This window comes from Porphyromonas uenonis DSM 23387 = JCM 13868 (assembly GCF_000482365.1).
In the GTDB taxonomy this organism is placed as follows: Bacteria; Bacteroidota; Bacteroidia; order Bacteroidales; family Porphyromonadaceae; genus Porphyromonas; species Porphyromonas uenonis.
Genome location: NZ_AXVC01000027.1, coordinates 13,080 through 36,590, shown reverse-complemented (window position 1 = coordinate 36,590; position 23,511 = coordinate 13,080). Strand labels below are relative to the sequence as shown.

Sequence of the window (23,511 nt, the reverse complement as noted above, 5' to 3'; positions counted from 1 at the left end):
CTTTTTTTGATTTAGAGAGAGAGAGAGAGAGAGAAAGCTATCAGAGCTATCAGAGCTATCGGAACCATCAGAATGATCTAATCTCTAACTTCTAACCTCTAATCTCTAACCTCTCACTTCTAACTTCTAATCTCTCCCCTCTACCTATTGATAGGTATAGGGTGATTTGCGAATCCTTTGTACCTTTGCTCATACTATCTAGCTAGTAATAGCGACACACTTATTCTAAAAACTATTCTACCCATGAATCCTCCCACCCTCCTAAACCATCCCTTCGACGCTCAGACCTCTCTGAGTAAGTTGATCCTGACGCACTATGACCTGCTCATGGTGATCACCCGCTTTGGCATCCCCCTAGGCTTCGGCGACAAGAGCGTGGATGAGGTGTGTCAAGCCAATGGTGTGGACACGAATACGCTCCTAGCTGTCGTCAACATGCTGACGACGCAGTCCGACACGATCCCCGAGGAACTACTACAAGAGATCTCGGCAGAGTCCCTCATCGCTTACCTGCAGCGGTCGCACCACTACTTCCTAGACTACAAGCTCCCCGATCTGCGAGGGAACCTTTTCACCGCTGTCGAGGGGGGATCGCCAGAGGTGGCTGCCTTGATTCACCGCTTTTACGATGCTTATGTTGAGGAGGTGCACAAGCATATGGGATACGAGGACGAGGTGCTCTTTCCCTACGTGCATCGTCTGCTCAAGGGTGAGCGCGACAAGGGCTACTCGATCGATGAGTTCGAGAGTAGACACGACCATATAGAGATGAAGATCACGGATCTCAAGAATATCCTCATCAAGTACTATCAGTCGATGGGAGACTATGCGCTGACAAATGTGCTGCACGAGCTTTTTACCACCGAGAGTGACCTGATGTGGCACAACCATATCGAGGATTGTCTCTTCGTACCGCTCATCAAGCAGAAGGAAGAGACGCTCCAAGCCAGCAATAGACACGCATAAACGACCCAACGGATGCAACACACGATACTCATCATCGAGCCTCATAAGCTCCTTGCTTATGGCTTGCAACTAGCACTACGGAGAGGCTTCCCCGACTCCTCCGTACAGATATGCGTGGACCTACTCGATCCCGATGCCTTGCGACAGCATATCACATTTATCGCACCTGACATCATCATTGCCAACCCGCTCCTGACGGGCATACAGTACAGTCCAGACTTGCTCCCCACAGGTAAGGAGGCTACCATCGTAGCGATCAATCACAATCTCCTCCCAGAGGATCTCTACAAAGGCTACAGCTTCGTCTGCCTACCGACGATTGATCCGCAGAGCCTCATACAGCATATCCAAGAGTCTGAACAACCTGATGTGGAGCCGATGGAGAGCGAAGAGTCAAAGCAAACTCTGCTCTCGCAGCGAGAGTGCGAGGTGGTCACATGGGTGGCTCGTGGGCTGACCAATAAGGAGATAGCAGATGTGCTCCACCTATCCCCACACACGGTGGTGACACACCGACGCAACATAGCCGCCAAGCTAGACATCCACTCACCTAGCGGTCTGACGATCTACGCCCTGATGAACAACCTCATCTCGATGGACGAGGCGAAGGGGATTTGAGATTAGAAGTTAGAGGTTAGAGATTAGAAGTTAGAGGTTAGAAGTTAGAGATTAGCTTCTAGAAGAACTAGTGGCACTAGGAGCGCTAGAGACACTAGCTAGTCTCTAATCTCTAACTTCTAATCTCTAACCTCTAACTTCTAATCTCTCTTCGTCTACAGCGTGCTGTAGCCTCTATTCCAGGTAACTTCTGAGCCGTAGGTCCGCAGCGCTTCGGTGCGAGCGAGGACGAAGAAGTAGTCGCTCAGACGATTGACAAAGCGAACGATCAGATCATCTACACGGCTCTCCTCACGGAGGCGGTAGATGTTGCGCTCGGCACGACGGCAGACGGTGCGGCAGACGTGACAGAGCGCAGCCGTGCGACCACCCGAGGGGAGGACGAACTCTCTGAGACGAGGGAGCGTAGCGTCTAGTTCGTCGATCTTATGCTCCAGCTTCTCAATATCTGTGGGGTCTATCCGCATGGCTGCGAGGTACTCCTCTTGATCGGGAGGGGTAGCTAGACTGCCAGCCACGTTGAAGAGGATATGCTGCAGGCGGAGGAGGAAGTCGTGCGTCTCGTCTGTCAGTTCCTCAGCGAGGAGGACGCCGATGTGGCTGTTGAGCTCATCGACCGTGCCGTAGCACTCGAGACGTATGTGTCCCTTAGAGATACGTGTACCGCCGACGAGTCCTGTGGTACCATCGTCACCACGGCGGGTATATACGGGGCTTTTCTTCATAGTTGTATGGTTGCTTTGAGTAGGTAGTAGGGTTAATGTCTGATGCGTGTCCAGAAGTTTTGGCAGGGCAGCTTATGGTCTAGGAAGAGTAGCTGTCCAGCGCCGTAGTCGACCATCATGCCCGCCTCTCTCTGGCGAAAAGGGGGCGGTACCTTTCGTCCGACATGCCACAGGATGGAGCCTGTGCCCCACGGCATCTCGGCTAGCGTTGCGTCTTGCCATAGGATCAGCGCACGGTCGTAGGAGAGCGTCTCGTCGTACTGCGTGACCAGTTGCATGAGTGGCCACTGATGGAGTAGCTGGAGAGCTAGTTGCTTCTGACGATGATCCAGCATATGATCCAGATCGTGGAGCGCCGCCCGATGCGCTGGATAGTACGCTACACCACGCTGATCTAGGATTAGCGTGATAAGCCGAAAGGCTGTCGGCGAGTGGACGCCATGCCCTAGCGAAGTCCACCAGCGCTGGAGAGCGGTTACCATCGTATGGTCAGAAGATCATTACTTATATAATGAGACTGTTGCATAAAGGCGAATCGCTGTGTTGCTTTCGGGATTCGGCTTTGGTCACATACGGGAGTATGCTCCCTTCAGACCTCACCCTCAGCGCCTTGCGCTTCATCCTTTCTGCAAAGTCTAGACAATCTTGCAAGCAAGATTGTGAGCCTGTTGACTTTTGCAACAGTCTCATAATAGAGTCATGCGAAGACGAGCCAATGAAACATCAGCTTGCCTTCGCATGTCTATTCCGTTGTGAGCTAAGATTACTTAGCTGCAGGAGCCTCAGCAGCAGGAGCCTCTACGACTAGAGCGCCCTCGCAGAGCTGCTTGTCACCCTCGAAGAAGGTGAAAGTATCACCCTTCGTCCAGAAAGAGTGACCATCCTCGCTCTCCCACTTAGCACCGTCAGCGCTCTGAGCGATCTTCATGTCGTAGACGACGTTGCCCTCGACATCCTTGAGCGTTGCATTCTCACGGTTCTCGCCAGTGACGGTCAGCTCAAAGTGCTGCTTGCCATCAGCGGTAGCGTAGTTGAAGACTTCGGGCTCAGCGACAACAGGAGCCTCTACAACCATAGCGGTAGAGTCTACGGTAGTAACCGTTGCGTCCTTCTTTTCCGTGTTGCAAGCTACTAGTGCTAGACCAGCAGCTACGATTAGCATAAACTTTTTCATATTCATATGATTGATTAAAGTGAATAGATCCGATTGATCATGCCTGCGACTCCTTAAAGCGGGAGCCTAGCAAGGCGTAGTAAAGCATGTACAGCTCGCCACCTACGACGAGGAGCCATGTATAGTGATAGCCTCCGAGGAGGTCTGCCAGCACACTCTGGAGGAAGGGTAAGAGTGCCCCACCGATGAGTCCCATCAAGAGTACGCCGGAAGCTCTCGTGGCGAGGCTCCCTAGCCCCTTGAGAGCTAGCGAATAGATAGCGCCCCACATGACCGAGTGACAAAGTCCTACGGCGATGAGCCAGTAAGGCTGATTGGTCACGACGGCGATCAGGATAAGGATCGCAGAGAGGAGCGTCGTACTCCATAGTAGCTTGCGGTCAGTCACACGGCTGAGGAAGCTACTGACGAAGCGACCCAAGAGCATAGCGGCCCAGTAGAGCGTTGCGTAGAGAGCGACGGTCTTATAGCTCAGATCTAGGTCGTCCTTACCGTATAGGATGATGTTAGCACCGATGCAGACCTCGACACCGACATAGCAGAAGAGCGCTATGCAGCCGAGCCGCACACGTGGTATGCGCCACACCGTCTTGAAGCTCACCTGAGCATCTTCGTCGCTAGTCGTCCCCTCGATGTGCGGGACATGGAGTCGCTTGACTACGTAAGAGAGGACCAGAACGACACCCATCAGGATCGTCATCGGGAGGATCACCTCCTGGATCTTTACGTCCTTGAGGTCAGCCACCCCGCCGAAGATAACCATCGAGACGAAGAGTGGCGCCAGCATAGTCATCGTCGAGTTGCCCACGCCCCCGATGTTTTGCCGCTGCACGGCAGAAGTACCAGGGACAGCACAAGCGATGAGATAGGGATTGACCGACGACTGCATGAAGGTGATACCCGCACCGCAGACGAAGGAGCCGAGGAGAAAGATGAAGTAGCTCACCGGTAGCTGCACCGTCTCGGAGAGGGTGATCCAGATCGAGGTGCGCATGAAGAGCAGCGCCGAGAGAATGAAAAGTAGGATGCCTCCTGCCAACAAAAGCAACCCCCTGACGATGGTCATCTTGTAGCCGTGTCGCTCCACAAAGCGTGCTGAGGTAGGCCCTAGCACTAGGTAAGAGAGGAAGAAGGCGAAGATAAGTAGCGTCGTAAAGCTATTGGTCCAGGCTCCTGCCGAGTGCAGATAGGCGCTCTGGATAGGTGCTTGGAATTGCTGATTGATGCTCGTGATGAAGCCGATGACGGTCATCATGATCACCATAGTTATAAAGGGGCCGAGATAGTTCGGCTTATTTTCTATCGAATGGGTCGGCATAGGGACCAACTTGTCTAATCCGCTGCAAAGTTATAGAAAAAGAAGTCACCAAGCACAAGTTTCTCGCATCACATGCTCACAGCAAAGGTTGCAGAAGGCTCTTGCGGTTGGTGACCTCTTTTATTTTTAGTCCTACTAGAGCGCTTTGTACAGCGGCACTGCAGCTCTAGTCTCTATTGTCTAGTCCTCATGACGCTCACGACGGGGACGGCGCTCACGGCGCTCGCCATCGTCACGGCGCTCACGGCGTGGACGACGCTCAGGCTCTACATAGCCCTCGGGCTTAGGTAGGAGTGCCTTGTGCGAGAGGCTAAACTTGCCAGTCTTGGGATCGATCTCGATGAGCTTGACATCGATCGTGTCGCCCTCCTTAAGACCTGTCTCCTCAATCGTAGCAAAGCGCTTCCAGTCTATCTCGCTGATGTGGAGCAGACCATCCTTGCCTGGCATAAACTGCACGAAGCAACCGTACGGCATCACTGAGGAGACGGTACCCTTGTACACCTCGCCCACCTCCGGGGTAGCGACGATGCCACGTACCATAGCCAGAGCAGCATCGAGAGACTCCTTGTTGGAGCTACTGATCTCGACGATACCATAGTTGTCCACCTCTTCGATGTTGACCGTAGCGCCGCTCTTCTCCTGGATACCCTGGATGATCTTACCGCCCGGGCCAATGACAGCTCCGATGAACTCCTTGCCGATGCGGAGCGTCTCAATGCGTGGTGCATGAGGCTTCATGTCGGGACGAGCCTCAGGCTGTGCCTCCTCGATCTTATTTAGGATGTGGAGACGACCAGCCTTAGCCTGTGCCAAAGCCTTTGCTAAGATCTCATAGCTCAGACCATCTACCTTAATATCCATCTGCGTAGCAGTGATACCGTCGCGCGTACCAGTTACCTTAAAGTCCATATCGCCGAGGTGATCCTCGTCGCCTAGGATGTCAGAGAGGATAGCGTAGTTGGTACCCTTGTTCTCACTGATGAGACCCATAGCTATACCAGAGACTGGCTTCTTCATCTGGACACCCGCATCACGCAGAGCGAGCGTACCAGCGCAGACCGTAGCCATAGAGGAGGACCCGTTGGACTCAAGGATGTCGCTCATCACGCGGATCACGTAAGGATAGTCCTCAGGGATCATACGCTTCAGCGCACGGTGTGCTAGGTTTCCGTGTCCTATCTCACGACGGCTGATACCGCGCGAAGCTTTTGCCTCGCCTGTGGAGAAGGGTGGGAAGTTGTAGTGTAGTAGGAAGCGCTCCTTGCCGTAGTTAAGTACATCGTCGACCAGCTTCTCATCGCTCTTGGTGCCGAGCGTCACAGTAGATAGTGACTGCGTCTCACCACGTGTGAAGATAGCCGATCCGTGAGGACCAGGCAGGCAGTCGGTCTCGATCCAGATAGGACGTATCTCATCGGTGCGACGACCATCGAGACGCTTGCCCTCGTCGAGGATCATACGACGCATAGCCGCCTTCTCCATATCGTGGTAGTAGCGGTCTATGATCATGCCCTTCTCCTCTAGCTCCTCTTCGGTAAACTGCGCCTTGAACTCCTCAACGATCGCCTCAAAAGCGTCGCCACGAGCATGCTTGTCGGTGCCAGCCGTAGCTACCTTGTAGATCTTGTCGTAGAGCTCACGCTGCATACGGTCACGCAGCTCCTCGTCCTGCTCCTCAGCAGGGTACTCACGCTTGGTCATCTTACCGACAGCCTCCGAGAGCTCTAGCTGAGCCTGGCACTGTACCTTGATAGCCTCGTGAGCCACCTTGATAGCCTCGAGCATCTCCTCCTCCTGGACCTCTTCCATCTCGCCCTCGACCATCATAATGTTGTCGAGCGTTGCTGCGACCATCATATCAATGTCTGCATGCTCTAGCTGTGCGAAGGTAGGATTGATGACAAACTCGCCATCAACACGCGCTACGCGCACCTCACTGATAGGACCTCCGAAAGGAATATCAGAGACCGCCAGTGCTGCCGAAGCTGCTAGTCCAGCAAGTGCGTCTGGCATATCTTCCCCATCAGAGGAGAAGAGGATAATGTTCACATAAACCTCTGCGTGGTAATCATCGGGGAAGAGTGGACGCAGTGCGCGGTCCACCAGTCGGCAGGTTAATATCTCATAGTCTGAGGCGCGTCCCTCACGGCGTGTGAAGCCTCCTGGGAAGCGACCTATGGCTGAATACTTCTCTTTGTACTCTACCTGTAGTGGCATAAAGTCCACATCGGGCTTAGCCTCCTTGGCAGCCGTCACAGCTGCGAGTAGTACGGTAGAGCCCATGGTGACGGTGACAGCACCGTCGGCTTGCTTAGCAAGCTTGCCCGTCTCGATGGTAATCGTGCGACCATCGGGGAGGCTGATTGTCTTGTTGACCGGATTGATCATAAAAATCGTCTGATTACTTAGTTCTATTTGTCTTATACCTCGATAAAATCGTCCAAAGTTACGAAAACTAAAGCAGATAGCAACAATTATCGCATACTGCTCTAGAGTTAACGCATGATAAAAATGAGCTCGTTTCAATTCCTACCTAGGAATTGCCCAAATTCCTCCGTAGATATTTTTGATTTGCTACCTAGGAAATGGCAAATTCTTCGGACTTATTTTTTGATTCCTCCGAAGTTTCATTTGATTCCTCCGAAGAATTTTTTATTCCCTAGGTAGGAATTGGGGCAATTCCTAGGTAGCTATTTGGCAAATTCCTAGGTAGGGATTCCATTCTTCGGGACTGTTGCAAAAGTCAACAGTCTCACAATCTTGCTTGCAAGATTGCCCTGACTTTGATAAAGGATGAAGCGCAAGGCGCTGAGGGTGAGGTCTGAAGGGAGCATACCTCCGTATGTGACCGAAGCCGAATCCCGAAAGCAACACAGCGATTCGCCTTTATGCAACAGTCTCTCTTCGGAGGGAAGGTGTAATCAGCGAGGTCCCGTAGCCACTCTGTAGCGATACTAGAACCGTCTATTTTCTAGTTATCGTCACGTGTAGCTTCTATAAAACGGGTTACAATGCGCCGACCCTGCAAACTGCGCCCCTCACGCTCCGTCACTTCAGCTTGAAGTAGCAGATGATCGGCTTGTGGTCCGAGATATTCGCGGAGCGATCCACATGGGCAGCTCGCGCTACGATCTGGTCGCTGTAGAGCATGTGGTCGATACGCACCCCGATGAGCGACTTGAAGTAGTAGCTGTAGTTGGTACCTCGCCCAGTCGTCGCAATCGCATCGTGCAGACCGGTCGAAAGACGGTGATGCGTGTAGGAGATCGGCGTATCGTTGAAGTCTCCGCAGACCAGCAGGTAGGGCGACTCCTGATAGTTGATGTCTTGATAGATCTGCTCGACCTGCTGAGCACGACGCTTGAAGGCTGGCGAAAAGCGTCCCCCGACAGCCTGCGTGAAGCCCTTTGGGTTGACTTCCTGCGCTAGCTGAAAGTAGTGCGCCTGCTCCTCTTTTGTAAAGCCAAAAGACTCAAGGTGCAGATTGTACAGGATTAACTTCTTCTCCCCGACGAGGATCGTAAAGACCGCTCCCCCATTAAAATCGGAGTGCAGATCTATAGGACGTGTCGATAGGATGGGGTACTTAGAGAGTACGATGAGACGACTGCCGTGATCCTTGACCGCATAGGCCGAGCTGTAATAGGGATAGTCGCTCAGGATGTGGCGCAGACTACGCTCCGACATATACTTTGACTTGTTGGAGCTGAGCCATGCTTCCTGCAGACAGATAATATCGGCATCGCTCTTAGCCAGGTACTCTGTGGTGGCGTGCTGATCGTGTGCCCCTAGCTTGGTAAACTGGAAGGCATTTGCATTGAGGCTCACCACCTTAATCCAGTTTTCACGATCTATCGGCTGCGTCTGGCGTGCTCGTAGCGGAGCGTACAGAAGGAGCGTCGGCAGGGATAAGAGGAGCATGACCGTATTGATCGCAGCGCGACTCCAGGCACGGATGACAAACCAATAGATCGCCTGCAAGACGACCAGTGCGAAGAGCAGAGGAAAGAGCAGCCCCAGATAAGCCGAGAGGATAATGGTCGTCGGCGAAATGTAGCGACTCAGCAAGGCTCCCGCGAAGAGCAGCAAGAGGAGCAGATTAGCAAAGGAGACGAAGGTGTGCCAGAAGCCACGGATCATCCCCCAGAGGGTACGCGGCTTCTTTGGGCTTTGCGGGCTCGTCTTACGAGGTGCGGGGGAAGGTGTGGTGCTATCCATAGAGTGCATGACTAGTTGTGACCCGACTGGTCGAGCCACTGATTATTGTGCTCGATGAGCTGCTCGCGCTCCTCATCGGATAGGCTCTGATAGCCCGACTGCTGCACCTTATCTAGGAGCTGCTGGTAGCGTGCCGTCTGAGCATCTTGTAGCGTCGCTTGCTGTCGTGCCGAGCGCTGTCGCCGACGGCGGTACAGCCCTAAGCCACAGCCCCACAAGACCCCAGCCAGGTGAGCGATCAGTCCGCCTACATTGTACCCTCCATAGGCAAGTAGTAGGAGCAAGAAGACGAATAGCCCCACCTGCCATACACGGAGCGAGCCGATCAAAGGTAAAGGCATCTCCGCACGAGGAGCAGCCCCCACCATGTAGCCTACGAGAGCGATGACCGATGCAGAAGCTCCCACGAGGGGCAGCCCCAGCAGGATCACCCCGCCAGCACGTAGCAGCGAGGTGCAGAGCACGAAGGCTATACCACCTACGACCGCTCCCCCGAGATAGCTCCAGACGAACTGTCTCCATCCGCTGTGACGGAGTAGCATCTCGCCAAAGAGCCAGAGTAGGAGCAGGTTGAGCAATAGGTGCAAGCCACTATTGTGCAGGAGCGTATAGGTGACGATCGTCCAGGGTCTACGCCACAGAGCTTCCAGCGAGCAGGAGAGATATAGCTGGTCCACCACCCCACGCGTCCACCGAGTGGGCAGTGGCGAGGGTAGCTGGCAAACGATGAAGTCCACCAACCAAAAGGCTACCAGCAGGAGCGTGATGCCCCAGAGCAGTCGCTGATTAGTAGTAATAGGTTTCTCCCGAAGCATTGTACAGCTTGCCTTGCTTACGCCATAGCAGTATGAGGAGCAGACCGCCTAGCATTCCGCCCAAATGGGCGAAGTGCGCCACGTCGCTCTCTATATTAGCCACCCCGAGGAAGAGCTCGATCACGCCGTAGCCGATCACAAAGTACTTAGCCCTAATCGGTATGGGGATGAAGAAGAGGTAGATCGCCGCATTCGGGTAGAGCCAGCCGAAGGCGAGCAGGAGCCCAAAGACAGCCCCCGAAGCGCCTATCGTCAGGAGTTTATTGACGAAGAGCTCCGTAGCCATGCGAGAGCCATCGGGGAAGGCGATCACCTCATATCCCGCCACCTCTCGGACAGTCGTCAAGCCCCAGACGAGCTCCTGCGAGAGCGCAGCCGTCAGTCCGCAGACCAGGTAGAAGAGCAGGTACCGCTTAGCACCCCAAGTTCGCTCGATCGCCACGCCAAACATGAAGAGCGCAAACATGTTGAAGAAGAGGTGCGTGAAGCTCCCGTGAAGGAACATATAGGTCACCGGCTGCCAGATGTGAAAGTCCTGAGCCGTCACGTAGTGTAGCCCGAGGAGCCCCGTCAGGTCGATCCCCACACGGGGCAGTACCTGCTGAGCGATGTAGCAAAGCACGTTGATGATGAGCAGATTGAGCGTCACAGGCGGGATCTGTATCCGGCGGGTTGTATCAAATGAGTGCATAGCGTTATGTTCTAATCGTTGCGTTGTGTAGGGAGTTAGTACCAGCCACCGCCACCGTAGGTGGGCAGGCTGTGCTGCTCCCACTTAAGGTCACGAAGGAGGGAGGCATTGACCCCGATCACGAGGTTGTATGACTTGTAGGCACCGAGCGGTATGACACTAGCCGTGAGAGACCAGCAGTGCAGGTCTCGGGTTATGTTGATAGTCATACCCGTCAGTTTCTTCAAGTCGAAGTTGTAGTTGGCATCAAAGGAGAAGTTCCAGTTCGGCGTAGGCTGTAGCTGTCCTCGGAAAGAGAGGTTTTGGATAAACCTATACTCAAACTCTCGTCGGTGCGTGTTGAACTTCTCCCTATCCTGCGCCACATTGACACTATAGTTAATGGAGAAGCTCCACGGCACGTCAAACTTCAAGTATCCATCATCGTCCCAGCTGTCGCGCTCGTTGTAGCTGCTGCGAGGGCCTCCACCAGGCAAGCCGTCGGGTCCTACCCTCTCCGGTCTAGCGTCCCCGTCCATCGCTGTCGGGTCGTCGCTAGGAGGTTTAGCCGTCTCATCGTCCGTTGTCGTTGCGCCCTTCTTCTTATTAAAGAGCCCACCGATCCACTTACCGATCTTATCGAAGGTCTGCGGGGTAAAGGTGTAGTTAAAGCTCGTACCCGTACCGAGGAAAGCACCGATGCCGTGTCCGTTGAGTATCCTCAGCTTGTCCACACGATAGGGCCTCACGTTGCCTTGCGGGTCGGTGTAGTAGTTCCATTCGTAGGGATCGAAGGAGGCGGAGAGGCGTAGCACGAAGGTCTTCGTAAGCCTCAGTGCTATGTTCGTATTGATGTTACTCCAGCGGAAGGAGTCGGCAGCCATATTGTACGAGAAGCTGACTCCAAACTGATCAATGAGCGAGATCTTCTTAAACTGCTCCTCCACGGCGGTCGAGTCACTCGGCAGGCGCCACTTCATCTCCACATTATTGTCAAAGGAGAAGTTGATCGACCCCATCTTGCCGCGTCCTGGATATCCAAACATACCTCGCTCGTAAGGCGAGTAAACATAGTTGTGTGCCTGCCCCAGCGTATCGACATAGTCTATCTCACGGTAATAACCCCAGAAGGGCTCGCCAAAGTCTGGCGCATACGAGAGCGAGATCGAGGGCGAGAAGCGGTGACGGATCATCTGCACACGATCTCCAAAGAGCTTACGCCACGGCTTGTAGAAGCCGTAGAGCGTCGTACTTACAGAGAGCGACGCGCTGAAGTTATTCAGGTGGTAGAAGCCATAAGTCGTGTCCGCATCGACGATCCGCTGCTGCGCCTCGTCCCACTGCTTCTCCACACGAGAGGTGTACCAGTAGGCCGTATAGCTGATCGAGGGAGAGATCTTGATATAGTTAAAGAGGTCAAAGGAGGCAGAGATAGGTATCGAGTGCTGCATACCATTGCGCCAATCTTTGACTAGATTGCTCTTGAGGATCAGATTCTCCTTGGTCGTGATACTGTTACGTAGCGAGCCGTTGTAACTGAAAGAGATCTTCTCATACCAGCGCTCCTTGCCCACACGGTTCTTTCGCTTGAAGGGGTAGATCGTCGAGAGCGAGAGCGAGAGGTTCGGCAGGGTCACACTGATGGTCGAGTCACGCGAGCGCTGATCTATGTTAAATGCTCCCGTCAGCGAGAGCGGTATACCCGCAAAGCTCCGTCGGTAGCTGATGCTAGAGCCCTTAGTATTTTCGGCTCGTCGCTGGTGGTTGTAGACCGCCTGCGTAGCGTTGTGATTGTAGCTACTCGTCGAGAAGTTGACTGATGCCGAGAAGTTACGTAGCGGATCCGCTTTGGGGTCTTGCGAGTGGGTCCATCGGAGAGAGATATCTTGCGAGCGGCTATAGGTCGAGGGGATATCTTTGTCTCCCTGTACCGTCGATATGTAGCCCGCTTGCACACTACCACTATACTTATAGCGCTTGCGATAGTTGGACGCCGCATTGAGCGCCCAGGAGCCATTCGTATAGACATCGCCCGTGAGTGTCAAGTCCCAGTAGTCATTGAGGTTAAGATAGAGGCCACCATGCGTCAGGTAAAGCCCTCGTGTCTGGTCTATACCGTAGCTCGGCATGATGACGCCTGAGGTCTGCTTCTCATTGAAGGGGAAGAAGGCAAACGGCAAGCCGATCAAGTAGAGCGGTACATCTGCCATAACTAGATAGACAGGCCCCGTGACGATCTTGTCCTCAGGCTTAGCCTTAGCACGCGTCAGGTTAATGTAAAAGTGCGGATGATCGTGCAGGTCGCAAGTCGTATAGCGACCATCCTTGAGGTACATCGTATTGTCCTTGAGGCGCTTCGTCTGCGTAGCCGTCAGATAGCCCTCGCCCTGCTGGGTCGTCACGTCCGTGATGAAGCCTTGGCCCGTCTTGAAGTTGTACTTCATCGTCGTACTCTCGAACTTCTGATCCCCATCGGCAAACTTTGGCTTAGCCGTCGGCTGCCCTAGACTATCTAGCACATACTGCGCATAGACCTCCGAACTGTCAGAGACGATCTTGAGATAGTTCGCCTCGATGCTCATCCTTTGGTACTTGACCTCGCTAGGGCCGAAGAAGTACATCACATTGCGCCCCGTCATGACGAGCGAGTCCTCAGCCGAGAAGGTCACAGGCGCCTCCAGCTTGAAGAGCTCCACCGAATCAGGCTCAGCGATAGGCACCTCGGCATCTTTTGCCAATGTATCGGTCGCAGCAGGCGCCAGCGTCGTATCCGCTTTTGCAGCGAGGCTGTCGCTGACCGCTGCCAACGAGTCCTGAGGCGTCGCCAGCGTATCCAGCAAGCGGGTCGTATCTGCCGAGAGATCCGCCACGACCGTGTCTGGCGACGCCGTCTGTGACGGCGTAGCGGCAGGAGGCTCCGTGCGTCGTACCTGTGTCGCACACGACACGACCGCCACCCCTATGACAAGCAGTAGGAGCAGCCGCACGAGCGAGCGGGAAGCTATGACAGAGCTAGACATGTGCTATAATAACGCGACCAAGCTTATGATGATACATCAACCGCAGGCAAAGGTACTAAATAGTGGCGTGCCACGACACGTCCTACAGCCGTTATTCGTCCGATCGCTCCGACACCTCCGATCCCTCTGATGATTCCGATGATTCCGATGGATAGGACCTCGCAAGAGGTCCGACGCATCGTAGCCGTCGGTCGGAGGGGCAAAGCCCCGAACGACCGATGGATAGGCAGACGTGTTAGGAGATCGACCCCTTGTGGGTCGGACTAGACGAAGCTTACAGTCCCAGTCCGACCTCCCACACAGGGGAGGTCGCTTGCTTCGTGTGGCACTCCTGACCCCGCAGTCGTTCGGAGCTTTGCTCCTCCGACTGGGGGCTACGATGCGTCCGACCGCAAGCGGTCGTTTCCTCCGATCCCCGCTAAAAAGACTAGAGGCACCAGTACTACCACGAGTACCAGTGCCTCTAGCTACTAATCTCCAACTTCTAATCTATAAGTTTCTAACTTCTAATCTCTAACCTCTAATCTCTAAAAAGCTATCTCACGACGAGCATCGCACGGCGTGCGACACCGTCCGTGCCGACCGCCTCGACGACGTAGCTACCTGACGAAAGGAGGATACGCTCGCTGTACTCCGTCAGTCCAGGTAGCGACTGCGTGTAGACCGTGATACCGTCACCCTGTACGAGACGTAAGGACGACATCTCCTGTGTCGTGCGGACGGTCAGCATACCCTCGCTGTACTGCGCCTGTAGCTCATCTGTAGGCTCAGCCATCGGTGCGACCGACGTAAAGTCTCCGTCCACGCGTAGCTCCAGACGACCCTCAGCGTCATCCGGGAAGAGCTTGATCTGGCAACTCTTACCACCCGTCAGGTCATGCTCCAGACCGCTCTTGTGGTCTATCAGACGAGCCGTCACAACGTGTCCCATCACACTACCGGCGAGCGAGAGCGTCACGTCGATCGGTTCGGAGACCCGTGTGGCTAGCCCGTAGTGATCCGTAGCCGCATCGTCGGCATAGAGATCCTTATAGGAGCCACCTGCGGGATCGATGATAGCGATCGAGGGATAGCGGCTCTCCGTGCTTAGGAGCATTTTGTCGACCGAGCCAGACTCGTAGCCATAAGCGACCAGCGCACGATCCTTGCCGAGGCGACTCTGTAGCGTCAGCGACAGGTAGCGTGCCGTCTCCGCTGTCGCGTCACCACTCGTACTACGTAGGCTACGGCTCTGTGGATGTTGCTTAGCGTATGAGTCGAGAGCACTCGTCGGGAAGACCAGCTGTGCCTTAGGTCCGACACCAGATTTGAGTTTGACCACAAAGGCTCCGAGCTGATCAATCTTCATACTCCCTGCTTCATCTCGGTAGTAGGTAGTGATCGAACCCTCTAGCTTCAGTGGATCATAGCTCGTTACCTTAGGATACAAGAGTCTTACATAAGGCTCTATGACATCCTTATTAGCCTCTAGGAAAGGAACAACCTCTAGCGGTGCCATAAATGGATTGCCCACCATCACCTCCTGACCAGCAGCAGTAGCGCTCACTTCCATCGTGTAACCCTCGGTATCGCCAGCAAGCTTAGGAATACGCTGCGTCGCGGGGTCCTCAAAGATAAAGCGGTAAGCCATCTTGCTGCGCTGAGCATACGAGTAGTAACCACGGAAGCGCTTTGCCTTGCCATCGAAGTACTGGAAGCGCGTCTGCCCCGTGCTAGCATCGTAAGTCTGATGGTAGAAGGAGCTCGCTATGTCAGGACGGTCGAAGTAAGGCAGTTCCAAGATACCACGACGCTGCGTGATGACAGGCACCGTGCTACTCTTGCGGTTAAAGCCCTGAGTATCTTTAGCTACGACCAGAGCGATGCAGTTATTATTGCCCGCCATCGAGATAGACTGTAGTGGCGAGGGATCGTTGAAGGCGCTGGGGTCAAACGTTGCCACGTTATACTGATCATTCTTATCGACTCCAGGCACCGCCTTGAAGCCGAGCTGATAGGTATAGGGCGAGGCGCTGAAGCTGTAGTCACCCGCATAGATATCGTATAGCGGAGCAGCCAGCAGGTTGAGTTCGTTACGCTCATAAGGCCACTCATCGGTGTCGTGCTCTTTGTCGGTGTAGATATACTTGTCCCTGTCATAGCCTCCTGTAGCATTAGCTACGCCAAAGTTGTAGCGCACCATAGCCCGTCGGTAGTTGAGCTGCTGGATATTGTAGACAAAGGCTCCCGAGTGGAAGGTGATATCGATACAGGTCGGCTCGCCGTAAAGGTCACGCAGGGTCACCTCCTTAGCCAAGTCCGGCTGTGCTCGGAACGTACCCTGTTTAGTCGGTATATCGAACTCAGACAGATTCATGATATGCACATTGGTACAGCGGGTAGGCACCGCCTTGGCAGGGTAAAACTTTCTTTCGTGGAGGAACACCCAGTTGTCGGGGTTATGCCAATCATAGTACTTAGCGTCTGAGGACTCAGGCTTGTTGGGCGTCTCATCCTCACCCGGAGCACCGGGCAACGTACCTGTCCCATAACCGTCAAGATCAGGCTTCCACCACAGCTCGTCTGGAGCCACGGGGATGATACCCTCTGCAAACTGCTCTCCTCCACACTTAGTCCCTGTGACGGTCAGCTCGTAGGTATTATAGTGAGCCTTACCATCTGATGCTACACGGGGAGCCACCACATCACAGGATACGATACGACCTGTACGTGACACGATCGATCCATCAGCTTTCGTAATCTTCCAAGTATAGTTTTTGTTGTCGATACCCAGATTGCTCGCCGTCAAGGTAACTGTCTCTCCAGGGCAAAGGCCTCTGCGTGGAGAGAACGTCACCTCGATACCCTCCGTGATGTCTATAAGCTTGACAGTAAACTTCTCCGTCGGCATGCCTTGTCCTCCAGGACAAGGGCTGGTCGTTATCTCCAGTGTGTACTCATTCTTGAGGTTACCAGCAAGATCCCAGCGAACCATCAGGTCAGTCAGCTTTGAGATGTCTTCGCTCTTGATGACTGTTTCCCCGTCCTTGAGAACCACGGTGCCCGTCTTGTTAGGAATGTTGATCAGCTTAAACTCCATATAGCCCGTCTCCTTGGAGCAGCGATACCCCACGTAGGTAGGACGGCTATAAGAGGGAATAACCTTTGTCACATTGATAGGTACATCGACGGAGACCCATGGCAAATATGGCCATTCTCGCCATCGCCAGCCCATTCCATCGTCACCCCAGTCATCAATATCGTCAGCGGGTTTGTAGTCCGAAATCGGTAGTTTAAATCTGCTGTCGCCTCCCCCTTGAAGTTCATTGAGGACAAATTGATCGACACCTACAGAGTCGACCCAATTAGAGCCCTTGTCATAGATGATCCATTGGTACGTAGACTGTGGATAAAAGTAGCGTAGATTAATCTTAGGTTTGGCAGGATCTAGATCTCTAATCTTAAGAGGGATGTAGAACTTGGTATGATCAATCGGATTGCCCTTGCTATCAAAGGGGAAGAAGTAGAGGTATTTAGAATCTCCACCAGGGAGTCCCGTGACATAAAACACAAGATTACGGGGGCGTCCATTCTCATCTATGCCATAGTCTAAGCGACCATCAGCAAAGGGATAGACATATGCCTCGTCACAGGATACGTAGTCTACGACTGGATCAATCAGCTCGGTAAGCTTAGGTTCGAAGTTCGGCTCGTTCATATCTATATTGATATAGAAAGACGCTCCCGGCTGACAAGGGTGCTCAAACTTGAAGCGGTAGATGCCCCTCGGCATCAGATGCTCCGACATATACTTAAGCTTAGCATCATCCTTGACTAGAACAGACTTCAAGTTGTCTGTTCCATTCTCTTTGTTGTAGGGATAGACGACACGCTGACCATCTTTTCCCTCTATATAGAGAAACCTAAATGGATAAAGTTCCTCTCGTTCATCAGTCTCAGTAAACGTCGAGGAGAGCTCGATAGTCTCTCCGAGTCGTATCATACCACCTCCGAAACGTTCAGTGTCAGTCTTAGTTGGGTCAGGCTTGCGATAGTAGTAATCCTCTCTACTCTTCTGAAACTCCTCATACCCCTCTGGAGCTCTCACGAGGGTCACCTTCATGCCAGCAAGAGCATTAAGAGAAGTTCGCTGAGTTGTGAAGAGTTTTGTGCCATAAGCTGGCGCTAGATAGGCATCTAATGGTCTATTAATCTTATCAGAGAGCGGATTGTCTAGACGCACGTAGAGGTTTCCGAAGTCGAATAGTCGATTTTTCACAGGCTTCCCATTCGTAGGTGCAAGGATCAAGCTGGGCTTGGGGGTAACAGGCTTGCCATAGAGGTCGATGACATCCAGCTCGACATAGTAGCGCTTGGTCGGATCATATCCCTCAAAAGTATATCGCTTGTCTACCAGAGTAGAGACCGCAGGACCAAAGTCATCTGAAGTATGGACGGGCTTAGTTCCAGGAGCTGGTTTGCTCTCACCATCAGCTAGCTCGTAGTACTTAATATATAAGGAGCAGAAATTCCATCCTTGGAACCATACGATCTGACCTATCGAACAGTCTAACGTACTCTCTGTCTTCAAGAGCTCAAAGCGTCTTTTGTGAAAGTTTAAGTCCACCGCAATGGGAATAGTGATATAATCCGTACATCCCGTATTGGGACGCTTGACTCGTATCAGCACGGCACCTGGGAGAGCTTTTTTTGTGCCAAGCTCTCGGAGGGACATCGACTGAGGTAGTCTATAAGAGAGACTGACACCACCGCCCTCCGAGTCATTGGCGTAAACCTTTGTGAGAGACCCCGTTTGACTACTCCAGAGGAGCGTGCTGGCGTCTAGCGTACCCTGCTGGATCTTCTCATACTCTTGCTGGGATACGACAACGACCTCGTAGTTTGCCATAAAAGTAGAGGGGAAGGAATCTCTATACTCAGGGAAGTATGCCTCTGGATTATTATCGTGGCCCTTATTGATCTCCTTAAAGAGCTCACGGAGCTCTGGTTTATCCTTACTAAAGTTAGCGCCAAACTCAGAGATGTCACTGGCGCAACCCTCACCACTCATGATGTTGATGCCAAAGGGGATCTTGAGATTCGTTGGCACCTCTGGGAGGTCTTGGTCAGGACCGTAGACGTCAAACTTCTCTTGATCATTCCGCCGACACTTACTCTCTACAGTATATTTGTAGGTACCCTGTGGTAATACTCCGTTATAGTCAAAGTGATAGAGGACGAAGCCATCCTTAACCTCCTGCTTAGTAGGCTGCATTTTCCTAGCTCCCGTAAAGGTTTTGGGCGCATCCTCAATGTTCAGATGTGGGGGACGCTCCGCACTGCCTCGCGCTACGATATGAAAGCGCCCGTAAGGCCTACAGGTTAGTCGATACGGATCAAACTCCTCTTTAACCACCGCTAGGTCGACATACTTGTTCTCGACCTCTATGTCAATGGGTATTTCAGTATAATGAACAGACTTGCCCACTCCTTCTTTAGGCGTTATTCTAACATAGATACGGTAGTCTTTACGCCCTGGTAGCTGCTCTATGAGACATGCATCCGTAGGTGCTGAAGCAGGCACATAAACTTTGGAGTAGCTGACATCCTGAGCCCTGACATCGTACTCGACCTTTTCTATCTGAGCAATCGGTATCGGGAGGCCCCACCCTGGATCAGCCAGTGTGACCATAATCGTACCGTCGTTCTGACAATAAGAGGGTGTAGTCTTTATTTTGAATAAGTAGTTAGTCTCTTTATCAGTCCGCTGGTAGTCCTTCTGCGCAGAGAGCGCGGAGATCGACAAGAGGAGGAGAAGGAGGGAGAGGGTGATGTATCTATATCGTTTCATAGCGTATGAGACATAGGATGTGTAAAGGGGAAAAGTGAGAAGTGCCGAGGCACGCGACTAGAGGTCTTCTCGCTGTGTAATCTTGATTCTGTACCACGTATTGCGGATGACGGAGTACTTGCTCACGTCCTTATTATTTGCCGCAAGCTGACCGGTCTCTTCTGAGACACGTTCGTTAAGCTTGTTGTCTTCGATCGGGTGCTTGCCAAATTGATAGCCAGTGCGGCGCTGGGGGTCCCAACCATTGACCTTGAAGGTGAGCCTGAGCTGCATCGCTGCCAGCTGGTCGGACGTTAGTCCCGCATCGGCACTCGTCGGACGGATGAACTCTGGCACATAGATCGTCGTGTAGTAGTCGGACGTTCTGAGCTCGCCGATAGCGTGACCGGCGCTTGCGGTGCTAGCCATATTGCGCTGCACCTTGTCCTTGTCTCGCTCTAGATAGTAGCAGTCCTGTCCGTCCTGAGGATTGGTGTAGTAGTTATTGCTGATGGGACTGTAGAGCGTCGTGGTCCACTGGTTCTCGTCGTAGTAACGAGAGGCGAAGAGGGAGAAGTAGCGTGGCACATTGTACAGTGCCATCTCAAAGTCATCTATATAGTCCAGCACGAGCACCTGATCCGAAGTTGGGTCGCCCAGCACTTTGTTGGCGATCACGTTGGGGATCGTAATATCGACACGAGCTAGCACACGGGTCAGACGTACGTGGCGACGCTTCCCGTTCTTTGCGAGGAAGCGGTAGGGATCCTGCTTGGTGCCCTGACCGAGCATTTGCTTGATATCATCGAGAGAGACGTTAGAGCAGATGGCGGTCATCGGGATGAGGTCCTCCTCACCGCTGCCACCCTCCGCTAGCTTAGGCATGAACTCCGGCTGCCAGGGTATCTTCGTCAGTTCGGGACGGAAGTAGAGGTGCCCCCGCTCGGAGACACCCTGCAGGGCTGTCGTTAGGTTGTAAGTCTTCGACGCCTCATTGGCAACGAAGTAGAAGTCAAAGCTCTTTACATCTCCAGGGATAAGGACAGGATGGCTCCAAGGCGTGCCATCGGTTGCTGGCTGTGTATAGCCTCCTAAGACTTGGTTGACTAGACACTTGCCCGTAGCGTGGTCGAAGATGAGGACACGCACAGACTTGACCTTATTCTCCGCAGCGGTGAGCTTCGCCTGTAGCTCAGGCTCAGGCAGAGGATCCGTACCCTGACGGAAGGTGGACTGCGGAGCCACGCTCATCGATAGGTAGAAGTCTCCCTGCTCTGGGGGACAGGCGGAGGGGTCATCGTATACGCAGCTGGTCAGACCTGTCAGACCAGCCAGCAGGAGCATCGCGGAGAGCAGCCACGCAAGGATCGTGCGGGGGCCTCCTTGTATGCTATATAGATTGCATTTCGTCATGGCTTTGTAGCTCGAGAGGTTAGACACATTATATATTATAGTCTTGCTCACGGATGAGCCAGCCATTGATCCACACGTTCACCGCTAGGAAAGTCTCCTGTGTCACGGGGCGACCATCGAAGGCGAAGATGATAGCGTAGCGATCCTCACGATCGAGGAACTCTTGATCGGAAAGCTTGTTGTTTGCGTAGAACTTCGTCTGTAGCAGTAACGATAGCAGATCCACGTTGAGGAGTGTGTTGCCCGTAGCGCGCTCGGTGATGATGAGTCGCTGCTTTTGGTTGGTCAGTAGACGAAGGGTGTTAAGCTCGACAGCGATACCGCCCGTTCCCTTGACCTGCTCAGCATAGTACGGGGTGTAGGTGAGAATGTCGTCGGTGAGCACCTCACCAGCACCGTTGTAGCGACCGTTGGGAGCGGTGATCTTAAAGTCGTAGTTGTCGAGTTTGATGTTGGACTTGCCACCCTCCGAGAGGTCCTGCATGACGAGTCGGATCTTGTTGGTCCACTTAGCCATCGGGACGACGATGAGCCGGCTCCCATCGCCCAGCACCTGGACATCCTTAGAGACGCCATAGAGTAGTGGTGGTAGCTCGGCAGCGATCCGCTTGTCCTCAGCTCTCGAGATCTGTACGAGCAGATCCTTCATCGTTGAGGTGCCGGTCTGTAGCTTGCTCTGCTCATAGAGGGTTCCCATACGGTGGCCGCAGAGTGCCATGATGGTGTAGTTGCCCGGGGCAAGCTGTAGCTCGAAGGTCTGCTTCTCCTCGTAAGGTGCAGCCGCATCGGTCATCTCTGAGACAAAGTGTCCCGCCTCGTCGAAGATGTAGAGATGCACATCCTCGGCCTCGCGATGCCAGCGATCTACGTACTGCATATTGTAATCGTAGCGTAGCTGCACCCGGAGAGGACAGGTGGATAGATCCTCGTAGATGCACTTGTCACAAGAGACGAAGCTCCAGCTCAGCAGGAGCATGACTCCTATATATAATAGTCTCGATCGAGATAACGTGTGTGGTACCATAGTCAACGTGGGGCTTTAGCCCTCTTTTATGTGAATAGTTCCTATGAGGGGAACATTCAACCCCTCATAGGATAATGCCATTACTTTAGACTGCTGGCAAGGAGCAGTAAGAGAGGATTATAGAGAGATATCCTGTGTGCGAACGATCCAAGGATTGACGTTAATGTCGAAGGAGATGTATGACATACTTGGGTCATCATTCCTGGGGTTATCCTTATCGGGTGTGACGGTAGGAGTACCTACGTGCTTAATCTCCTTGATGTTGATCTTGTAGATGTTGTTACGTACTACACCGTAGCGACCATAACCCATCTCCTTGCCAGACAGAGTATCGTTGAAGTGACGGATTAGGTTCGTCTGGTAGTAGCAAACACCACCCTTGTAAGCTACGATTTCTCCGAACGTGCCAGAAGCTGTAGTAACATCACCCTGAGGATTAACAGCTAGACCAGCAGTAATAGCAGCCTTGAGAGCAGCCTTGAAGCCGTTAGGCGTACCATTGATCTCAGGCTTGGTGTTAGTGTTATCATCGAGGATAGTCTTGTACTCAGCCATCTTAGCCTTTGTGAAGCTCCAGCCCTTCCAGTCGTACCAAGTCTCACCCTCGGTGAAGGTGATACCGTCATGGTTTTCAGGTGTCCAAGTACCACTGAGGATGAATGAGGTGGTCTGCTGAACCTTCTGAGAGGCAGCATCCATCGTGTTCTCAAGGCAGTACTGACCATTAGCGTCATCGTAGCCAAAGGTACCAGTTATCTCAGGTGTGCCCTCTAGGTAGTTGAAGTCAGCAGCATTGAATGCGCCAGAATAGTTAGGATCCTTAGCATAGCGGTTGAAGCGTGTGCTAGCATCTGTAGCAGTCTCATCTGGGAAGTCCGTGGCCGCAATCTTGCCAAACTGACGATAGATAAAGGTCTTCGTGTTGGTCGTGTTGAGCTGCCACTTGATGTTGGTCAGCTTACCATTCTTACACTCTGGGGTACCACCTACGAATACCTTAGCAAGGATACGGTCTACGTTGACGGTAACAGGAGCAGCCTCTGCCTCTGTGTCTTTCTCCTTCATGCTCGTAGACTTAACATCGACGAGGCCACGATCGTTAGACATCATGATAGCCTTACCATCGCCTGACAGCGTCTTAACATCAGAAGTGAGAACAGCCTGAGCATCCTTGAGGTACTTACCCTCTGCAGTAGCAGCCAAGACATCAGCTGTTCCGTTGAGGATAGCCAGCATCTTATAGTCTTGGGTCTCGACCTTCTTAGCCTTGGTTGTGAACTTAGCAGCTGTAGCAGTACCCGCGATTTCACCCGTAGCGGCAGCGCCACCAGTAGCGGTGATGTTGTAGTCAAAGGCGTACTTAACCACCTCGCTACTCGGGTCGAAGAGTACGACGCGGACCGTCTTAATAGCCTGCTCATCAGCAGTACCATCGTAGAAGTCGCCAGCGTTCTTGCCGTCCACACCAGCTCTTGTACCACCCTGTGGGAGGTTGAATGTGAATGAGACATAGGCATCGCCTGCCTCATTCTTTGGTTGGTTCTTGTCGTTCTTGCAGCTTGCGAAGAGCAGCACTGCGGCGAGAGCCAACGTTGCATAAATAAACTTCTTCATAGTTGAATTCGTTTGGTTAGTTGATTATACAGTAAATATCTTACGGGGGCAAAGGTACGACGCGAATTGCTATAACGTGTTGACATTTTCGGTATTTTGTTTGACATTTTCGGCGTCTCGCTCG

The 23,511-nt window shown here is 53.0% G+C and carries 15 protein-coding genes; 2 read left to right on the top strand and 13 right to left on the bottom strand.

Annotated features, from left to right (window positions below):
* Positions 1-243 precede the first annotated feature (243 nt).
* Positions 244-966, top strand: coding sequence for a hemerythrin domain-containing protein (locus L215_RS0102830; protein WP_027451306.1), 723 nt, complete (start codon positions 244-246; stop codon positions 964-966).
* Between the two features lie 12 nt (positions 967-978).
* Entirely contained in the window at positions 979-1,584 is a 606-nt protein-coding gene (locus tag L215_RS0102825; RefSeq protein WP_025884095.1) for a response regulator transcription factor, read from the top strand.
* A 155-nt stretch (positions 1,585-1,739) separates the two neighbouring features.
* On the opposite strand, the gene L215_RS0102820 is transcribed toward L215_RS0102825, so the two are convergent.
* The 13 genes from L215_RS0102820 to L215_RS0102760 form a co-directional block, all read right to left on the bottom strand.
* Complete coding sequence (locus L215_RS0102820) at positions 1,740-2,309, bottom strand: cob(I)yrinic acid a,c-diamide adenosyltransferase (protein ID WP_025884094.1); 570 nt, start codon at positions 2,307-2,309, stop codon at positions 1,740-1,742.
* 32 nt (positions 2,310-2,341) lie between these two features.
* Entirely contained in the window at positions 2,342-2,791 is a 450-nt protein-coding gene (locus L215_RS0102815; protein ID WP_027451305.1) for a hypothetical protein, read from the bottom strand.
* Between the two features lie 281 nt (positions 2,792-3,072).
* Positions 3,073-3,483 (bottom strand): MliC family protein, encoded by a 411-nt coding sequence (locus L215_RS0102810; RefSeq protein WP_025884389.1) that lies wholly within the window; start codon positions 3,481-3,483, stop codon positions 3,073-3,075.
* 37 nt (positions 3,484-3,520) lie between these two features.
* Entirely contained in the window at positions 3,521-4,801 is a 1,281-nt protein-coding gene (locus tag L215_RS0102805) for an MFS transporter (RefSeq protein ID WP_025884390.1), read from the bottom strand.
* Positions 4,802-4,981: 180 nt separating this feature from the next.
* Positions 4,982-7,192 (bottom strand): polyribonucleotide nucleotidyltransferase, encoded by a 2,211-nt coding sequence (locus L215_RS0102800; protein WP_027451303.1) that lies wholly within the window; start codon positions 7,190-7,192, stop codon positions 4,982-4,984.
* A 660-nt stretch (positions 7,193-7,852) separates the two neighbouring features.
* Positions 7,853-9,022: an endonuclease/exonuclease/phosphatase family protein gene (locus L215_RS0102795; protein WP_027451302.1), complete on the bottom strand. Its 1,170-nt coding sequence runs from the start codon at positions 9,020-9,022 to the stop codon at positions 7,853-7,855.
* A gap of 11 nt (positions 9,023-9,033) precedes the next feature.
* Positions 9,034-9,837, bottom strand: coding sequence for a rhomboid family intramembrane serine protease (locus L215_RS0102790; RefSeq protein ID WP_025884108.1), 804 nt, complete (start codon positions 9,835-9,837; stop codon positions 9,034-9,036).
* The gene (locus L215_RS0102785; protein WP_025884109.1) at positions 9,809-10,528 is read right to left on the bottom strand and encodes a rhomboid family intramembrane serine protease; all 720 of its coding nucleotides are present in this window, start codon (positions 10,526-10,528) and stop codon (positions 9,809-9,811) included. Before L215_RS0102785 ends, L215_RS0102790 begins: the two co-directional genes overlap by 29 nt.
* A gap of 35 nt (positions 10,529-10,563) precedes the next feature.
* A complete protein-coding gene (locus L215_RS0102780) occupies positions 10,564-13,527 on the bottom strand; it encodes a putative LPS assembly protein LptD (protein ID WP_025884111.1) in 2,964 nt (987 codons plus the stop codon).
* 535 nt (positions 13,528-14,062) lie between these two features.
* The gene (locus L215_RS0102775; RefSeq protein ID WP_044111650.1) at positions 14,063-19,357 is read right to left on the bottom strand and encodes a hypothetical protein; all 5,295 of its coding nucleotides are present in this window, start codon (positions 19,355-19,357) and stop codon (positions 14,063-14,065) included.
* 57 nt (positions 19,358-19,414) lie between these two features.
* Positions 19,415-20,749 carry a hypothetical protein gene (locus tag L215_RS0102770; RefSeq protein ID WP_025884116.1) on the bottom strand — a complete coding sequence of 445 codons (1,335 nt, stop codon included), beginning with the start codon at positions 20,747-20,749 and terminating at the stop codon, positions 19,415-19,417.
* Positions 20,750-20,777: 28 nt separating this feature from the next.
* Positions 20,778-21,773 carry a FimB/Mfa2 family fimbrial subunit gene (locus tag L215_RS0102765; RefSeq protein WP_081780329.1) on the bottom strand — a complete coding sequence of 332 codons (996 nt, stop codon included), beginning with the start codon at positions 21,771-21,773 and terminating at the stop codon, positions 20,778-20,780.
* A gap of 117 nt (positions 21,774-21,890) precedes the next feature.
* Entirely contained in the window at positions 21,891-23,387 is a 1,497-nt protein-coding gene (locus L215_RS0102760) for an Mfa1 family fimbria major subunit (protein ID WP_025884118.1), read from the bottom strand.
* Positions 23,388-23,511: the final 124 nt, after the last annotated feature.